General features: G+C 53.6%; 10 protein-coding genes. 6 read left to right on the plus strand and 4 right to left on the minus strand.

Annotated features, from left to right (window positions below):
- Window positions 1–28 precede the first annotated feature (28 nt).
- Window positions 29–367, plus strand: a complete 339-nt coding sequence (locus tag IEY39_RS10485; protein ID WP_188931196.1) for a zinc-ribbon domain-containing protein — start codon at window positions 29–31, stop codon at window positions 365–367.
- Between the two features lie 42 nt (window positions 368–409).
- Here the strand turns inward: IEY39_RS10485 and IEY39_RS10490 are convergent, their stop codons facing one another.
- Window positions 410–2806 carry an ABC transporter permease gene (locus tag IEY39_RS10490; RefSeq protein ID WP_188931198.1) on the minus strand — a complete coding sequence of 799 codons (2397 nt, stop codon included), beginning with the start codon at window positions 2804–2806 and terminating at the stop codon, window positions 410–412.
- Window positions 2807–2927: 121 nt separating this feature from the next.
- Window positions 2928–4595 (minus strand): ABC transporter substrate-binding protein, encoded by a 1668-nt coding sequence (locus IEY39_RS10495; RefSeq protein WP_229688863.1) that lies wholly within the window; start codon window positions 4593–4595, stop codon window positions 2928–2930.
- Here IEY39_RS10495 and IEY39_RS10500 point away from each other — a divergent pair.
- The gene (locus IEY39_RS10500) at window positions 4585–6378 is read left to right on the plus strand and encodes a M1 family metallopeptidase (RefSeq protein WP_188931200.1); all 1794 of its coding nucleotides are present in this window, start codon (window positions 4585–4587) and stop codon (window positions 6376–6378) included. The genes IEY39_RS10495 and IEY39_RS10500 overlap by 11 nt on opposite strands.
- 9 nt (window positions 6379–6387) lie before the next feature.
- Here the strand turns inward: IEY39_RS10500 and IEY39_RS10505 are convergent, their stop codons facing one another.
- Together IEY39_RS10505 and IEY39_RS10510 are read right to left on the minus strand one after the other, a co-directional pair.
- A complete protein-coding gene (locus IEY39_RS10505; protein WP_188931203.1) occupies window positions 6388–7188 on the minus strand; it encodes an MOSC domain-containing protein in 801 nt (266 codons plus the stop codon).
- Between the two features lie 51 nt (window positions 7189–7239).
- Window positions 7240–7971 (minus strand): C40 family peptidase, encoded by a 732-nt coding sequence (locus tag IEY39_RS10510; protein WP_188931205.1) that lies wholly within the window; start codon window positions 7969–7971, stop codon window positions 7240–7242.
- A 150-nt stretch (window positions 7972–8121) separates the two neighbouring features.
- On the opposite strand from IEY39_RS10510, the gene IEY39_RS10515 reads away from it, so the two are divergent.
- From IEY39_RS10515 to IEY39_RS10530, 4 genes are all read left to right on the plus strand, one after another.
- Window positions 8122–8706 carry a Uma2 family endonuclease gene (locus IEY39_RS10515; protein WP_188931207.1) on the plus strand — a complete coding sequence of 195 codons (585 nt, stop codon included), beginning with the start codon at window positions 8122–8124 and terminating at the stop codon, window positions 8704–8706.
- A 77-nt stretch (window positions 8707–8783) separates the two neighbouring features.
- Window positions 8784–12422, plus strand: a complete 3639-nt coding sequence (gene dnaE, locus IEY39_RS10520) for a DNA polymerase III subunit alpha (RefSeq protein ID WP_188931209.1) — start codon at window positions 8784–8786, stop codon at window positions 12420–12422.
- Window positions 12423–12604: 182 nt separating this feature from the next.
- Entirely contained in the window at window positions 12605–12922 is a 318-nt protein-coding gene (trxA, locus tag IEY39_RS10525) for a thioredoxin (protein WP_188931212.1), read from the plus strand.
- A gap of 65 nt (window positions 12923–12987) precedes the next feature.
- Window positions 12988–15171 (plus strand): S41 family peptidase, encoded by a 2184-nt coding sequence (locus IEY39_RS10530; protein WP_188931214.1) that lies wholly within the window; start codon window positions 12988–12990, stop codon window positions 15169–15171.
- Window positions 15172–15194 lie beyond the last annotated feature (23 nt).

Raw genomic sequence — 15194 nt, forward strand, 5'->3', positions numbered from 1 at the left:
TTGTTATATTAGCCAAAAACTCCTAACCATGATCATCTACGGATGGAAGTCTATCCAACTCTCCAGAGAACCTGTCGCCGAATCCTGCCCACATTGTCAAAACTACAATACACTGACCGTGTATGTCTTTCAGAAATATGCCCACGTATTCTGGATCCCTTTCTTCCCGATAGGCAAAACCGGCGCTTCCCAATGCGCGCACTGTAAGCAGGTGCTGAAATCGAAGCAGATGCCTCCTACCCTGAGACTGGCCTACGATAATGTCGCAACACAGGCGAAAACCCCGTACTGGACCTTTGTCGGTGTGGCGATACTGGCAGTGGTGATCGTCATCGGTATGCTGGCAAGCGGTGGGCATTCCGAGTGACGCGGCGCGCCTGGTGCGGAGCATTATATCGGGTGAGCCTCCTTACTCGCTGCGCAGACTCCTGGCAGGATTGGCCATGGAGGCCCTTATCGATTGGAAGCTCACGGTGATGAGCGTGATCAGCAGGGCCATGGCAGCAGTAACCAGGAATATCCAGGCTGAGATCGTCGTCCGATAGTCGTATTGCTTCAACCAGCCGTTCATAAGATACCAGGAAAGCGGGATGGCAACCACGAACGAGAGGGATACAAGCAACAGGAATTCCTTCGAAAGCAATCCCCATAGATGCAGCACCGAAGCGCCCAGCACTTTGCGCACGCCTATCTCTTTTGTGCGTTGTTCGGCCATAAAAGCAGCGAGACCGAAGAGTCCCAGGCAGCTGATAAAAATGGCGAAGGCGGTGAAGACACTCGCGAGACTGCCGATGCGCTGCTCGAAATCGAATTTCTTCTCGTAGTCTTTGTCATTGAAGGTATAATCGAAGGGAGTACCCGGGTTGTATCGCTTGAATATCGCGGCGATGGCCGGCAGGGCTCTTGCGGCGCCTATGTTGCGGTTGATCCTGAGCGTGATAATGTTCATCCCGACACTGGAAGTGTCCATGAGAAAGACCGTTTGCTTAACGGGCTCGAAAGGAGACTCCATGACCATGTCCTTTATCACGCCGAGGATGCGGAAATTCTTGTCCGTTCGGCTGCTGTAGAGATATTTCACTGTCTGGCCTACCACAGGTTCCTTCAATCCCATATACTTTACGGCCGTTTCGTTGAGGACCATGCCGGCCGAATCCGTAGCAAAGTCGCGGGAAAAATCGCGTCCTTCTTTGAACTGCCAGCCCACCGTTTTGCCAAAATCGTGTGTCACGGGGATGACGGCAAAGGTGGGGTTGAGGTTGGGGTCCTTCCCCGGCCAATCGAAGCCGCTCTGGCCGGAATAGACGGCGGTAGTAGGACTTCCCGACTCGGTGATGTCTTCGATGGCACCGCTGCTTAGCAAATCGTTGCGCAGGGTACCATAATGCGCGTATAGATCGGGTGTGTTGATACCGATAGTAAGCAAGCCTTCCCGATCGTAGCCAATGGGACGATCTTTTGCATACTCTATCTGCCGGAAGACCACGAGGGTTGCAATAATCAGCGATACCGAAACGGTGAACTGCAGGACGACAAGCACTTTGCGGGGGATAGATGCGAACCGGCCCGCCTTAAAAGTACCCTTTAATACGCTAACCGAATTGAAGGAAGAAAGATAGAAGGCAGGATAGCTGCCGGCGATGAAGCCGGTAATAACGATGAACCCGATGGCCGACAACCAGAACAGGGGTTTATCCCAAAAAATGTTCATTTGTTTGTCGGCCAATTCGTTGAAAAAGGGCAGGGCAAGCTGCACTATCAGGAGGGCGAGACAAAAGGACACGAACGTAATGAGCATGGATTCCCCCAGGAACTGCCCGACCAGCTGGCGGTGGAGCGAACCGATGGCCTTGCGGATACCTACTTCCTTGGCCCTTTTCTCCGAGCGGGCGGTGCTCAGGTTCATGAAATTGATACAGGCGAGCAGAAGCACAAAGATGCCGACCACCGCAAACATGTTTACAAATTGGATGGCGCCGCCTATATTTACACCATTTTTGAATTCACTATACAGCCGCCATTTGCTCATCGGATGCAAGACCACTTCGGGCTTGTCCTTTCTGTCATGCCCTTCCAGCCCCCTCTTTACTTTGGCGCTTACGGCTTTCAGGTCGGCATGATCCTGCAATTGCGCATATAGCTGCCACGAGTTGTTATCCCAATTCGTCTGCGAATTCTTCACCCAGTCCCAGTCGGCTACGTAGCCATCCCAGGCCATCAGCGCGTACGTGTCGCCGAATTCGCAATTGTGCGGGAAATCTTCATAGATGCCTGTCACCTTCAGGCTGCTTCTATTGTCGACCTTTATTGTCTTTCCTATGGGATCATCATTACCGAAGATGGTTGTGGCGAGCGTGCGGCTGAGGATCATCGAACGAGGGTCGTTGAGGGAGGCCATGGAGCCTGCGATGAGCCGGACGGAGAACATGGGCAGGAAATCCGGCTGGACATACATCCCATTCTTTATGATCTGTTTGTCCCCGAAGGCGAGGGCATGGCTGACATTCCAGGAGCCCATCGACACCCGCCGGAAATCGGCGGCGTAGGTGGTGTGGAGCTCGACGGACAGGGGTATCGGAACAGAATTGAATGTGGATTTCTGGCTGCCGTGCGTCGAATTCTCCATCACTCTGACTACGCGGTTGTAATTATCGAAATTTTGGTTATAGGAGACTTCGTCCCAGATCCAAAGTCCAATAAGCAAGGCGACGGCCATACCTGCAGCCAGGCCGAGGATATTGATGGCCGAATAGACTCTATTCTTTGTCAGGTTGCGCCAGGCGACGATGAAATAGTTCTTGAGCAAGGGCAATGTTTTGAGGTTTGGGTTGCCAAGATGGTGCCGGGTTTGTGTCTGGTTGAGACACAGGGAGTTGAGAGGATGGCCGGAAGGCGGGCTGTGCGGTTATGATACAGGGGGTGTTCGGTCAGTGTGCGACGATATCGACATGGCGGAGTTCGAGCAGGTTAAGGGCGTTGGGGTTGAGGCCGCGGATGCGGGGGTTGATGAGGTGGACGACCTCGTCGTACCAGAGGGGAACAACCGGGGCAGCGTCGATGACGCGCTGGTCCATCTCGCGATAGAGGCGATAGCGGCCGGAGTCGGTGTTCTCGAGGAGGGATTGTTCATACAGGCGATCGAAGACGGGGTCACTATAACGGGTATAGTTGGGCGGCGCCGGGTTTTTGGAATAGAAGACGCTGAGATAATTCTCCGCATCGGGGTAGTCAGCAATCCAGCTGCCGCGGAAGAAGAGGGCCTTGGATTGTGCAGTCTCTTCGAGAAGCAGGCTTTTCTGGACTATTTCGAGGTTGATATGGATGCCGATGTCTTCGAGCTGCCGGGCGATGAAGGTGGCAAAATCTCCATAGATGGGTATGGTAAGCAACCGGATGGGAGGAAGGCCCTTTCCACCGGGATAACCGGCGGCAGAAAGAAGGGCGCGGGCCTTTTCGGGATCGTAATGATAGCCATGGACCTTCGTGCTGTCGAATGAAGGGAGCCCTGCGGGCACGAAGCCGCTTTCCGCGGGCAGGCCGAGTGAGTTACGCAGGTAGAGCATCATCTTCCGGCGATCGAAGCCGTAATTGATAGCCTGCCGCACCTGCTTTAGCTTTAATGGCGACTGTTCGACGAGGGGGTTGGTCGAGTCGACGAGGATGCCAAGATATTCAGTGTTTAGCTGGGGCGCCACCGATAAGATGATCTTTCCCTGCCAATCTTTTTTCAGCTGTCCTTTTTTGCTGAGGACCTCGTCTTTGAAGCTGGGGTCGATCTCATTGATGAAGTCGAGCTGCCCCTGGACGAATTGCAGGAATTCGGTTGCCTTTTCGTCGTTGAAGGTGATCTTTACGGCGTCGAGATAGGGCAGCGGGCGGCCTGCGCTGTCGTGTTCGAAGTAGCGGTCGTTCTTGATGAAGATGAGCGTTTGGTTCTCTTCCCAGGACTTAATGCGAAAGGGGCCGGTACCACAGGGATGACTGCGGAAGTCCTTGCCATAGTGCTCCACCGCTTCCCGGGGGACGGCAGAACAGTATTCCATGCTGAACAGACCAAGGATGGGGTTGAAGGGGCGGATGAGTTTTAGTTGGAAGGTGGAGTCGTTGGTGGCGGTGAAGGGATTGGTGGTGTCGATGCGATCGTGGAAGATCCAGGCGCCGCTGCTGGCGGTAGCGGGGTCGAGGAGGCGATTGAAGCTATAGACGATGTCGGCGGCGGTGAGCCGGCGACCCTGGCCTCCGGGGAAAGCGGGGTCATCGTGGAAGAAAACGTCGGTGCGGAGGCGGAAGGTCCAGGTTTTCCGATCGGCGGAGGTTTCCCAGGAGCGGGCCAGGTCGGGGACGATGTTGAGCTTGTCGTCAGTGGCCACAAGGGTGCTGTAAAGCTGGTGTACGGCCCACATGATCGACCGGTTTTTGGCAAACGCAGGGTCGAGGGTGGCGATGCCGTCGGATTCGTTGTAGGTGAATATTTTTTTATGGGATGAGGATGAGGGTGCGTGACAAGCGGCGCTCACAAGAATGATGGGCAGCAGGGACAAGTGAAAAGGATTATTTATCTTCATCGCAAAATAAAGATAACCAATGAGTCGCATATTGAAGCTTGCCCTTCCCCTTTGTGTTTTTTCTTTTTTGTCCGGCCGGGCGCAGTTATTAACCCCGGAGAAGGCCGCCTATAACCATGCGGACAGTCTGCGGGGCAGCGTCGGGCCCGAACGGGCCTGGTGGAACTTGTTGAAATATGAAATCCAGGTGACGCCGGATTTTTCCGAAAAGTCGGTACGGGGGAGCAATGCGATCAGTTTTGTGGCGCTGAGCGAGGGGCAGACCTTGCAGATCGACCTGCAGGAGCCCATGCGTCTGGTGTCGGCCACCTGGCGGAAAAAGCCGCTGACCTTTACCCGGGAGGGCAATGTTTTTCACGTGCGTTTTCCCCGGAAGGTAAAGGCAGGAAGCACAGAGACAGTGATGGTGCAATACGAGGGTGTCCCGCGGGCGGCGGTACGTCCGCCCTGGGATGGCGGCTGGATATGGGCCAGGGACGCACAGGGCAGGCCCTGGATGACGGTAGCAGATGAGGGCCTTGGGCTCAGCTGCTGGCTTCCCTGTAAAGATCACCTGTATGACGAACCGGATAGCGGGGTGGTGATGCATATCACCTGTGCGGACAGCCTCGTGGGCATCGGTAACGGCCGGCTGCAGGACAAAAAAGCTAACGGTAACGGTACTATGACCTATACCTGGGTGGTGACCAGCCCGATAAACTCTTACGACATCATCCCTTATATCGGGAAATATGTGAACTGGTCGTCGGTGTTTGACGGGATGAAGGGAAAACTCGATTGTAATTTCTGGGTGCTGGATTATGATCTCGAGAAAGCAAAGCCGCAGTTCAAGCAGGCGGATACGATGCTCCGGGCCTTTGAATACTGGATGGGCCCCTACCCTTTCTATGAAGATAGCTATAAATTGGTAGAGGCACCACATCTCGGGATGGAGCACCAGAGCAACGTGGCCTATGGGAATCATTTTGCCAATGGCTATCTTGGCCGTGACCTCTCCGGCACCGGCTGGGGGCTGAAATGGGATTTTATCATCGTGCATGAGAGCGGCCACGAATGGTTTGGCAACAGCATCACCGACAAGGACGCGGCGGATATGTGGGTGCATGAAGGGTTTACCAATTATACGGAGACCTTGTATACGACTTATCTCTATGGCGAGGAGGCGGGTAACGATTATTGCATCGGGACTCGGAAGAATATCGACAACGACAAACCGATAATCGGCATCTATGGCGTGAATAAAGAGGGATCGGGCGACATGTATTACAAGGGTGGGAATATGCTGCACATGATCCGCCAGATCGTAGGCGACTCGGCTTTCCGCGGGATGCTGCACGGGCTGCAGAGCACCTTCTATCACAAGACGGTGACGACGCAGGAGATAGAGGCGTACATGAGCGAATATGCGCACAAGGACTTCTCGAAGATATTCGATCAATACCTGCGAACGACGAAGATACCGGTGCTGGCCTACCAGTCCAACGGGGATATGATCAGCTATCGTTGGAGCAATTGTGTAAAAGGGTTTAACATGCCGGTGAAAGTGTATGTCGGCGGACTGCCCGAGCAGTGGATCACGCCGACCGACGAATGGCAGACGATGAAGGCCGGCACGGCAGGACAGACCCTGGAGACACCACAGCTCGATCTGAAGTCGCTGTCACCGGTGGGCCAGGCTACGGGCGGGCGGGCGAACCCGAGGGGTTCCGGACCGGGTATCCTGACAGTGGGGGCTACGGGTAACGGGAGTGCGGGAGATGAGAATTTTTCGGTTGACCGGAATTTTTATATCGTGGTGAGGAAGCAGGGTTAATGCGGGGGGTTATGGGGTCGCAGGGACGAGCTCGTCGCCAACGGTAAGCTGACCGAGGCCATGATGGATGAGATTTTGGCCGAATAAGATCTTGTTATCCTTTGCGCGCCAGGTTGCAAGCGTGCGCAGGGGTTCCTTGCCTCTTTTGGCCGTTTGCTGATCGGTGGTGGTTATGACACAGCGGGCGCAGAGTTTTACCCCACTAAACCGGATGGCGCCGATGGTGAAGTCGTGGAGCTGGTCTTCTTCAAAGGGTTCGCCGCCGGTGAAGACAATGTTTGGCCGGAAGCGATCCATGGGGAGGGGTTGTTCGAGGCGGCTGTTTAGCTCGTCGAGCGAAGACTGGCCGATGAGCAGGAAAGGATAGCCGTCGGAAAAGGAGGTGATGTGGCCTTCGGGCGTGTAGTTGAGATCGGTCTGGCGCATGGTTGTCTCCGGCATGTAGACGAGGCGGCAGGGAGTTCCCAGGATATTGCTGAACCAGCTATCGGCTTCGGGGTTGACGAATTGGGCGCGGCAGATGTCATCCCAGCATCGGACTTCGGTATAGTTGTTTGTTCGGGGCTGGAAGGAAATGGAGAGTTGGGTGTTTGCAGGACGATAGGTGACGGTGAGGCCATCGGGTGTGAAGGTGGGTTGGAGGAGGGCCATGAGGGGAAATTCCCGTTGCGTCAGCTGAATGTTATTTTCATCGATGAGCATCCAGCGGCGGTCGTATTCCAGGCCGCGGTCGGTGACGCGGGCGGTGTCGAGCGGGATGCCGCCCATTGATTTTATGGGATAGATATACAGGTTGCTGATGCGGAGCATGCCCGAAGATACGTAAGGTAGGTGAGATGGCCGGCTGTAGAGGGTGGGTGGCTAGAGCCCCCCGGCTGCGGTCGCCGGGGTACGAATTTGGGTTTGAGCGGGATCGATGACGCGACCTGCGCCGACAAAGTGCCTGTCGTAATAGCCGTCGTTCATATCGCTGATCATGACACCCGAGACGGAGGCATGGACAAATTTATTATTCCGGAGATAGACGCCGACATGGGTGACAGCTATACGCTTGCCGAGGGTGTGGAAGAAGACGAGGTCACCTTCCTGTAGCTGATCGCGGGAGATATGCTGGGAGGCTTCGTATTGTTCTTTTGACGTTCTGGGCAGGGAGGTAATACCATAGACGGTGGTCATGAGCAGAAAGGCGAAGCCGGAGCAATCGACGCCATCGCGGCTGATGCCGCCATAGCGATAAGGGGCCCCATACCAGGAGTCCATGAAGTTCAATAATTTGGGATTGTCGAGCTCTTCGACCGAGCAGTTCTCGAGGATGGCGTATTTGAATTTGAGGGCGGAATAGGCTTCGATGTTGGTTGCGCCGGCGGAGGTTTCGGGATATGCGGCGGTTTTGGAATTGGCGGTGGTCTCCAGCGTGCTGCCGGACTTATCCTGATGGCCGTCAGGCTTTAAGGAGATGTTGGAGATGAATTGTACGCCATTGGGGTTGTCCGCGGTGGATTGGGCTGCTGGCTTTGTGGCTGCCGGTTTGAAGACACTGCAGCTTGCGGCGAGACAGGCGATGGGTGCTATGTAAAGGATAATTCTCAACATGTTATTCAGAATGAGGATATTGGCATGGGCGCAAATATAGATAAAAATTACAAAAATGTTGCCAAAATGGCGGGGAGTGGCAGGGCCGGGGGTGGTATTCCAAATTCCTAAAGAATTTAGGTATATTTGTAGGGATAAAAACCTTAAAATATGGAATTTGCTGATCTTGATCTTTCCCAAGAGTACAGCTATGCCGATTATTTGAAGTGGACGTTTGAAGAACGGCTGGAGATAATCAAGGGTAAGATATTCAAGATGAGTCCTGCACCGAACAGGATGCATCAGAAATTGTCGAGAGAGATTTTTGGGGTGTTGATTAACTTCTTAAAGGGCAAAACCTGCGAGGTGTATTCCGCGCCTTTTGATGTGCGGCTGCCACGGAAATCAAAGGATGACAAGGATATTATAACTGTTGTCCAGCCGGACCTGTGTGTTATCTGCGATCCGTCCAAATTAGATGATAAGGGATGCCTGGGCGCGCCGGATATTGTAATCGAAATTCTCTCGCCCGGTAACAATAAAAAGGAATTGGAGATTAAATATGATGTTTATGAAGAGGCAGGGGTAAAAGAATATTGGTTGTTCCTGCCCGAAATACAAGCTCTCCTTCAGTATGTCCGCAACGGCAATGGGCGTTATGCTGGCGCACGGCCTTTGACTGAAGACAATATCCTTACCACCCCCATCCTCCCCGGATTCGAGCTTGACCTGGAAGAGGTTTTTGGCGCGTTGTGATGCTGTGGAAAGAATGTGCCATATTACCCTGGAAGTGAACGATGTTTGTCGTGGTTTGTTTGTTAATTGCAGGTCCTATGTGCAAATTTTCCCATCTTCATACCCATACGCAATTCTCCCTGCTTGACGGGGCGGCGTCGATCCAAAGCCTGTATAAAAAGGCGATAAAGGATGGCATGCCGGCATTGGCCATCACCGACCACGGCAATATGTTCGGGGCCTTCGAATTTGTAGCGGAAGCCTACAAGCATAAGAATGAGGACGGAAAGCTGAAAGTGAAGCCGATAGTGGGGTGCGAGTTCTATGTGGTGGAAGACCGGAGCAGGAAGACCTTTACCAAGGAGCAGCGGGACGAACGCTACCACCAGATACTTTTGGCAAAGAACAAGGTTGGGTATCAGAACCTTATCAAACTGACCTCGCTGGGTTATACCGAAGGGCTTTACAGCAAATATCCGCGGATTGACAAAGAGCTGATCCTCAAATATCACGAGGGGCTTATAGCCACCACCTGCTGCATCGGGGCCTATGTGCCGCAGACGATCCTGCACGAAAGCGAGGAGAAGGCGGAGAAGGAATTCCAATGGTGGCTCGACCTTTTTGGCGAAGACTATTTTATCGAGCTGCAGCGCCATAACATAAAAGAACAGGAGAAGATAAACCATGTACTCCTGGGCTTTGCGAAGAAATACGGGGTTCCGGTGATCGCAACGAATGACAGCCACTATACCGACAAGGAGGATGCCAACGCGCATGATATCCTGCTCTGTATCAATACGGGTGAAAAGCAAGCTACCCCGGGCTATGACGACATGGTGAATGACGACCTCAACACCAAGAACCGCCGGTTCAAATTCCCAAACGACCAGTTCTATTTCAAGACGACGGAGGAGATGAAGGCCTTGTTCAGCGATGTGCCACAGTCGATAGAGAATACAAATATGATCGTCGACCGGGTGGAGGTGCTGAACCTCAAAAAAGACATCCTGCTGCCTGCCTTCCCCATTCCAAAGGAATTCCAGATACATAACGATAGCAACCTGGACCAATGGGAGTATTTAAAGTATTTGACGAATGAAGGGGCGAAGCTGCGCTATAGCGACCTGACGCCGGAGATACAGGAGCGGCTGGATTTCGAGCTGTTTACGATAAAGACGATGGGTTTTGCGGGATACTTCCTCATCGTGAGCGATTTTATCAAGGCGGGGAGGGATATGGGCGTGTTTATAGGTCCGGGTCGTGGTTCGGCGGCGGGAAGCGTTGTCGCCTACTGCATCGGGATCACGAATATCGATCCCATCAAATACAAGCTGCTGTTCGAACGCTTTCTCAACCCCGACCGTAAGTCGATGCCGGATATCGATACTGACTTTGACGATGAGGGTCGTGGCAAGGTGATCGAGTATGTGGTGGGGAAATATGGCAAGAACCAGGTGGCGCAGATCGTCACCTATGGTACGATGGCGGCGAAGATGAGTATCAAGGATGTCGCGCGGGCGCTTGATCTGCCGCTGCCCGAGTCGAATGCGCTGGCCAAACTCGTTCCTGAACGGCCGGGCATCGAGCTGAAGCGGGTGTTGCATGCCCCGATGACGGCAAAGGACGGCGAGAAGTCGCTGGAGGAAAAGGATGGCGTAGGCCCGGATGATCTGCAAAATGTTAAGTTGCTGCGTGACATCTATAACGGTGAGGATATGCGGAGCAAGGTGCTGCATGAGGCCGAGCGGCTCGAAGGTTCGGTGCGCAATACGGGATTGCATGCGGCTGGGATCATCATCGCGCCGGACGATCTTATGACTATTTTGCCTGTTTGTACGGCAAAGGATTCCGATCTGTTGGTTACTCAGATCGAAGGTAGCGTGATCGAAGAGGCGGGAGTCATAAAGATGGACTTCCTTGGACTGCGTACGCTGAATATCCTGAAGACGGCGTTGGAACTTATTAAAGAAAATCACGGGGTGGAGATTGTGATCGATGACATTCCGCTGGATGATTTGCAAACCTTCGAGTTGTATCAGCGGGGTGAAACGATCGGGACTTTCCAGTTCGAGTCGCCCGGGATGCAGAAATATCTCAAGGACCTGAAGCCGGACAAGTTTGACGACCTCATCGCCATGAACGCCTTGTACCGGCCAGGCCCGATTGCGTATATTCCCAATTACATCGACCGGAAGCACGGGCGGGAGCCCATCGTCTTCGATCTGCCCGAGATGGAAGAATTTTTGGGGGATACTTATGGCATCACCGTCTACCAGGAACAGGTGATGCTGCTGGCGCAGAAACTGGCCGGATTCAGCAAGGGGGATGCGGACGTGTTACGGAAGGCGATGGGGAAGAAACAAAAAGCCATACTGGATAAGATGAAGAGCCAGTTTGTCAAGGGAGCTTCCGCCAAGGGATTTGCCGCCGGGACGCTGGAAAAGATCTGGACCGACTGGGAGGCTTTTGCGCAATACGCCTTCAACAAATCGCACTCCACCTGTTATGCCTTTGTCGCCTACCAGACGGCGTATCTGAAGGCGCACTACCCTTCCGAATATATGGCGGCGGTGCTGAACCATGCGGGCAGCATCGAAAAGATCACCTTTTTTATGGAAGAGTGCAAGCGAATGGGGCTTAAGGTATTGGGACCGGATATCAACGAGTCGAAGAAAGGCTTTGCGGTGAATCAGAAGGGCGAGATCCGGGTAGGACTCGGCGGGCTGAAGGGCGTTGGCGAAGCCGCGGTGGAGGGGGTGATCAGCGAACGTCACAAGGGGGGGAATTTTACTTCCATCTTCGATATGATCAAGCGGATAAACCAGCGGACGGTGAACAAGAAGACGCTGGAAAACCTTGCCTATGCGGGAAGTTTCGACTGTTTCAAGGAGATGCACCGGGCGCAGTATTTCTTCATGCCGCAGGGTGATACTTCGACGGGGCTGGAGAAGATCATCAAATTTGGTAACGTGTACCAGACCAATTCCAACCAGACCAGCAACAGCCTGTTCGGGGAGTTGACGATGCCGGAAATTGCCGTGCCTAAGATACCTAACTGTGAGCCCTGGTCACTGACGGAATTGCTGGAACATGAGAAGGACGTCACGGGAATGTTTATGAGCGGGCACCCGTTGGATCATTTCAAGTTCGAGATAACGCATTATGGCATTACCCAATTAGGAGAATTCAACGAGGTGAAGGAGGCAGTGACGCTACAGAGCAACCCGGGGAAACCCTACCGGCTGGCAGGACTTGTCGTCGATGCGCAACACCGGGTGAGCAAGACCGGGAAGCAGTTTGGCTCGTTTATAATTGAGGATTATACGGGCAAGGCGGAATTTATGCTATGGAGCGAGGATTATGCACGGTATAGCAATTACCTGGAGAAGGGAAAGAACCTCTTCCTGACGGGTAGCTTCAGGCCTAGATTCAACAAAGCGGAATTCGAGTTCAAGATCGACCGGATGATGCTGCTGGAAAGCATAAAGCCAATTCTTACCAAGCAGGTGATCATGGATGTGGAGGCAAGGTTCGTCAATGAAGAATTAGTGCGCTTCCTGGAAACGAATGTTAAGAAGTACCCGGGGAAGGCGGGGTTGAAATTCAATATAATAGAGTCGAAGACGCATGCCAGGGTAAGCCTGTTCACGATGGGGAGCGGATTTGAGATGAATGACGAATTGTCCGTCTTTTTGGAGCGGACGCCTGAGCTGGAGGTACAGGTTGTCACGACATGAAATATTGTCCTTCGGACGAGGCGGTTCCACCGCCTTTGGAGCGTAAAGGAGTGACGGGATAACCGTGCAGGAGCCGTGGAAGGGTTTTTGTACATTGTCAGGAATCCGACGAAAAAGTTGCCGAAATAAACAGACATTTGTACAGTAATAAAATAATCACATAACATAAAAAACACTCTTTTATGGCTTTAGAACTAACAGATACTAATTTCCAGGACAAGGTGATCTCTTCCGACAAGTTGACGGTGGTAGATTTTTGGGCAGAATGGTGTGGTCCTTGCCGGGCGATCGGGCCGGTTATCGAGGAATTATCGAAGGAATATGACGGGAAGATCAATGTGGGTAAGGTGAATGTCGACCACAATCCGCAGCTGTCGATCAACTATGGTATTACGAGCATTCCTGCCATCCTTTTTATCAAGGGCGGTAAGGTAGTGGACAAGCTGGTTGGCGCACAACCGAAGTCGAATTTTGTGAAGAAGATCGAATCGCATCTGTAAGATTATTCGATATTAATATTTCGCCCCGCGCTTCGCGCGGGGCTTTTTTTTGCTATTTTAGGGCTATGCGAGTCTTCCTGACCCTTTTGTTTGTTCCTGTCCTGTTAAACGCCCAGGCTCCGGATAGTAAGGCGACTGATGCATATGTCATCACCCGCATGGTGGAGAAATTCCACGTGCAGCCAAGGCCTTTGGACAAGACGATGTCGGCGGCCATCTATGGCCAGCTATTGCGGGCAATGGATGATCAGCGGCTATTTTTCACCCAGGCAGATATTGCAAAGTTGTCGGTATACCGGTATACGCTGGACGAGGAGATACTCGGACGGAAGACGGCCTTTCTCCAACTGCTGATCGGCCTTTATCAGCAGCGGCTGACAGAAACGGATACGATGATAGAGCGGCTTACCCAAAAACCTTTTACTTTCAGTGCGAAAGAGGTGCTGACGGTGGCCGAGGACACCTCCTACCCTGCTGACCTGGCGGCGCGGCGGGTGAAGTTATATAAGTTGTTGAAGTTGTCGGTTGGAAGCCGGTTGGCGGCGGCGATCGTTGCGCAGGACACGGGCGGGGCCGTGAAGGCAGGTGGAAAGACGCGGCAGCAGTTGATCGACAGCCTGGAGCCGAAGCTGCGGAAGAGGGCGGTGGTATCTATCAAGCGGATGATCAAACGCTTGCTGCAGAGCCCTACGGGCATCGGGAATATGATCGGCATCGTATATTGTCAATCGCTTGCGGAGTGTTACGATCCCCATACGGCCTATTTCTCCCCCGACGAAAAAGCGGAGTTTGAGAGTGAGATCGGCAACAAGCCTTTGTCCTACGGACTGACGCTTACCGAAGACGAGGATGGACATCCACGGGTGGGTCATCTTCTGCCCGGCGGACCGGCATTCCAGAGCGGGGCGCTTAGCGAGGGCGACAAGATCGTTGCGGTGCGCTGGGATGGGAAGGAAGCGATAGATGTGGCGGATGCCACCGTTGCGGACCTCTACGGGATATTGAGCACCGAAGGCGGTGACCGGCTCATACTGGGCGTCCGGAAGGCGGATGGGACGACGCGGGAGGTAAGCCTGCAGAAGCAACGCGTTAGCGGTACGGCGGCAGAGGAGGAAGAAGACAAGGTGAAGGGATTTCTGCTGAAGGGAGCGAAGACGGTGGGGTATATCTCCCTGCCGGCCTTTTATTCGGACTGGGAAGACAGCAAGGGGGTCAACGGGTGTGCGAACGATGTGGCAAAAGAGATCATCAAACTAAAGAAGGAGAATATGGGCGGACTGATACTCGACCTCCGCTATAATGGCGGCGGATCGATGGATGAGGCAGTGCAGCTGTCGGGACTATTCATCGATGCGGGTGCGGTTGGGCAAGTGGTATCCCGCGACGCAAAGGTATTTACGCTTAAGGACGTCACCAGGGGTACGGTGTGGGACGGGCCGCTGCTGGTGCTTGTCAACGGCAGCAGCGCTTCGGCATCGGAGATGGTAGCCGGGACGCTGCAGGACTATAACCGGGCGCTGATCGTCGGTTCACCTACTTACGGGAAGGCGACGGCGCAGGTGGTGCTGCCGATGGATACGAGCATCGACCTGGAGAATTTCGATCCCAAAAAGGAAGCGTCGAGCTATCTGAAAGTCACTATCTCCAAATTATATCGCGTCAACGGGAAGACAGCGCAGATGAAAGGGGTGCAACCGGATGTGTTGCTGCCCGACCCGCCGGATGCACGAACGCAACGGGAGTCGGATGAGCCTTTTGCCTTGCCGCCGACACCGATTGCCGCCAATAAATATTATTTGCCGCTGGCGCCTTTACCAGTCGAGGCCGAACGGGTGATCGCGACGCAGGCGATGAGCGGGATGGCGTTCTTCAAGGCCGCATCGGGGACTTCGCATGATGGAGCCGGTGAGGGGCACGGCGGGGCGGGTGGAGCAAGTGGCGGGACTGGTGCGGCGGGTGGCGCTAACGGCAATGGCCGGGAGAGAAAAACTGAAAGCGACCGATCGCTAAATCTGGATGACCTGGTAGCGGAGAAACGGGCGGCGAGTCGGGGCGTTGCTTTGGCGGCCGGAGGTAAGAAGGAAGAAGAGAAGAATGTGCTGTATACGGTGTCGAACCCGGCCTATGAGAATCAGCGGTTGCAGGCCGATGCGACCTTGAAAGAGATGAACGAAGAGCGGAAGAAGGACGTACTATATGATCCTTATTTGCTGGTGGCTTACCAATTAGTTGCCGGCATGATCAAATAAAATTCTATTTTCGGCAAACGACC

It is taken from the genome of Puia dinghuensis, assembly GCF_014642875.1.
Classification (GTDB): domain Bacteria; phylum Bacteroidota; class Bacteroidia; order Chitinophagales; family Chitinophagaceae; genus Puia; species Puia dinghuensis.

What these genes read in the sequence shown, in the direction of transcription:
- IEY39_RS10515 (WP_188931207.1), top strand. Translation starts at nt 8,122, where the DNA reads ATGGAATTTGCTGATCTTGATCTTTCCCAAGAGTACAGCTATGCCGAT.
- dnaE (WP_188931209.1), top strand. Translation starts at nt 8,784, where the DNA reads ATGTGCAAATTTTCCCATCTTCATACCCATACGCAATTCTCCCTGCTT.
- trxA (WP_188931212.1), top strand. Translation starts at nt 12,605, where the DNA reads ATGGCTTTAGAACTAACAGATACTAATTTCCAGGACAAGGTGATCTCT.
- IEY39_RS10510 (WP_188931205.1), bottom strand. Translation starts at nt 7,971, where the DNA reads ATGTTGAGAATTATCCTTTACATAGCACCCATCGCCTGTCTCGCCGCA.
- IEY39_RS10505 (WP_188931203.1), bottom strand. Translation starts at nt 7,188, where the DNA reads ATGCTCCGCATCAGCAACCTGTATATCTATCCCATAAAATCAATGGGC.
- IEY39_RS10485 (WP_188931196.1), top strand. Translation starts at nt 29, where the DNA reads ATGATCATCTACGGATGGAAGTCTATCCAACTCTCCAGAGAACCTGTC.
- IEY39_RS10500 (WP_188931200.1), top strand. Translation starts at nt 4,585, where the DNA reads ATGAGTCGCATATTGAAGCTTGCCCTTCCCCTTTGTGTTTTTTCTTTT.
- IEY39_RS10495 (WP_229688863.1), bottom strand. Translation starts at nt 4,595, where the DNA reads ATGCGACTCATTGGTTATCTTTATTTTGCGATGAAGATAAATAATCCT.
- IEY39_RS10530 (WP_188931214.1), top strand. Translation starts at nt 12,988, where the DNA reads ATGCGAGTCTTCCTGACCCTTTTGTTTGTTCCTGTCCTGTTAAACGCC.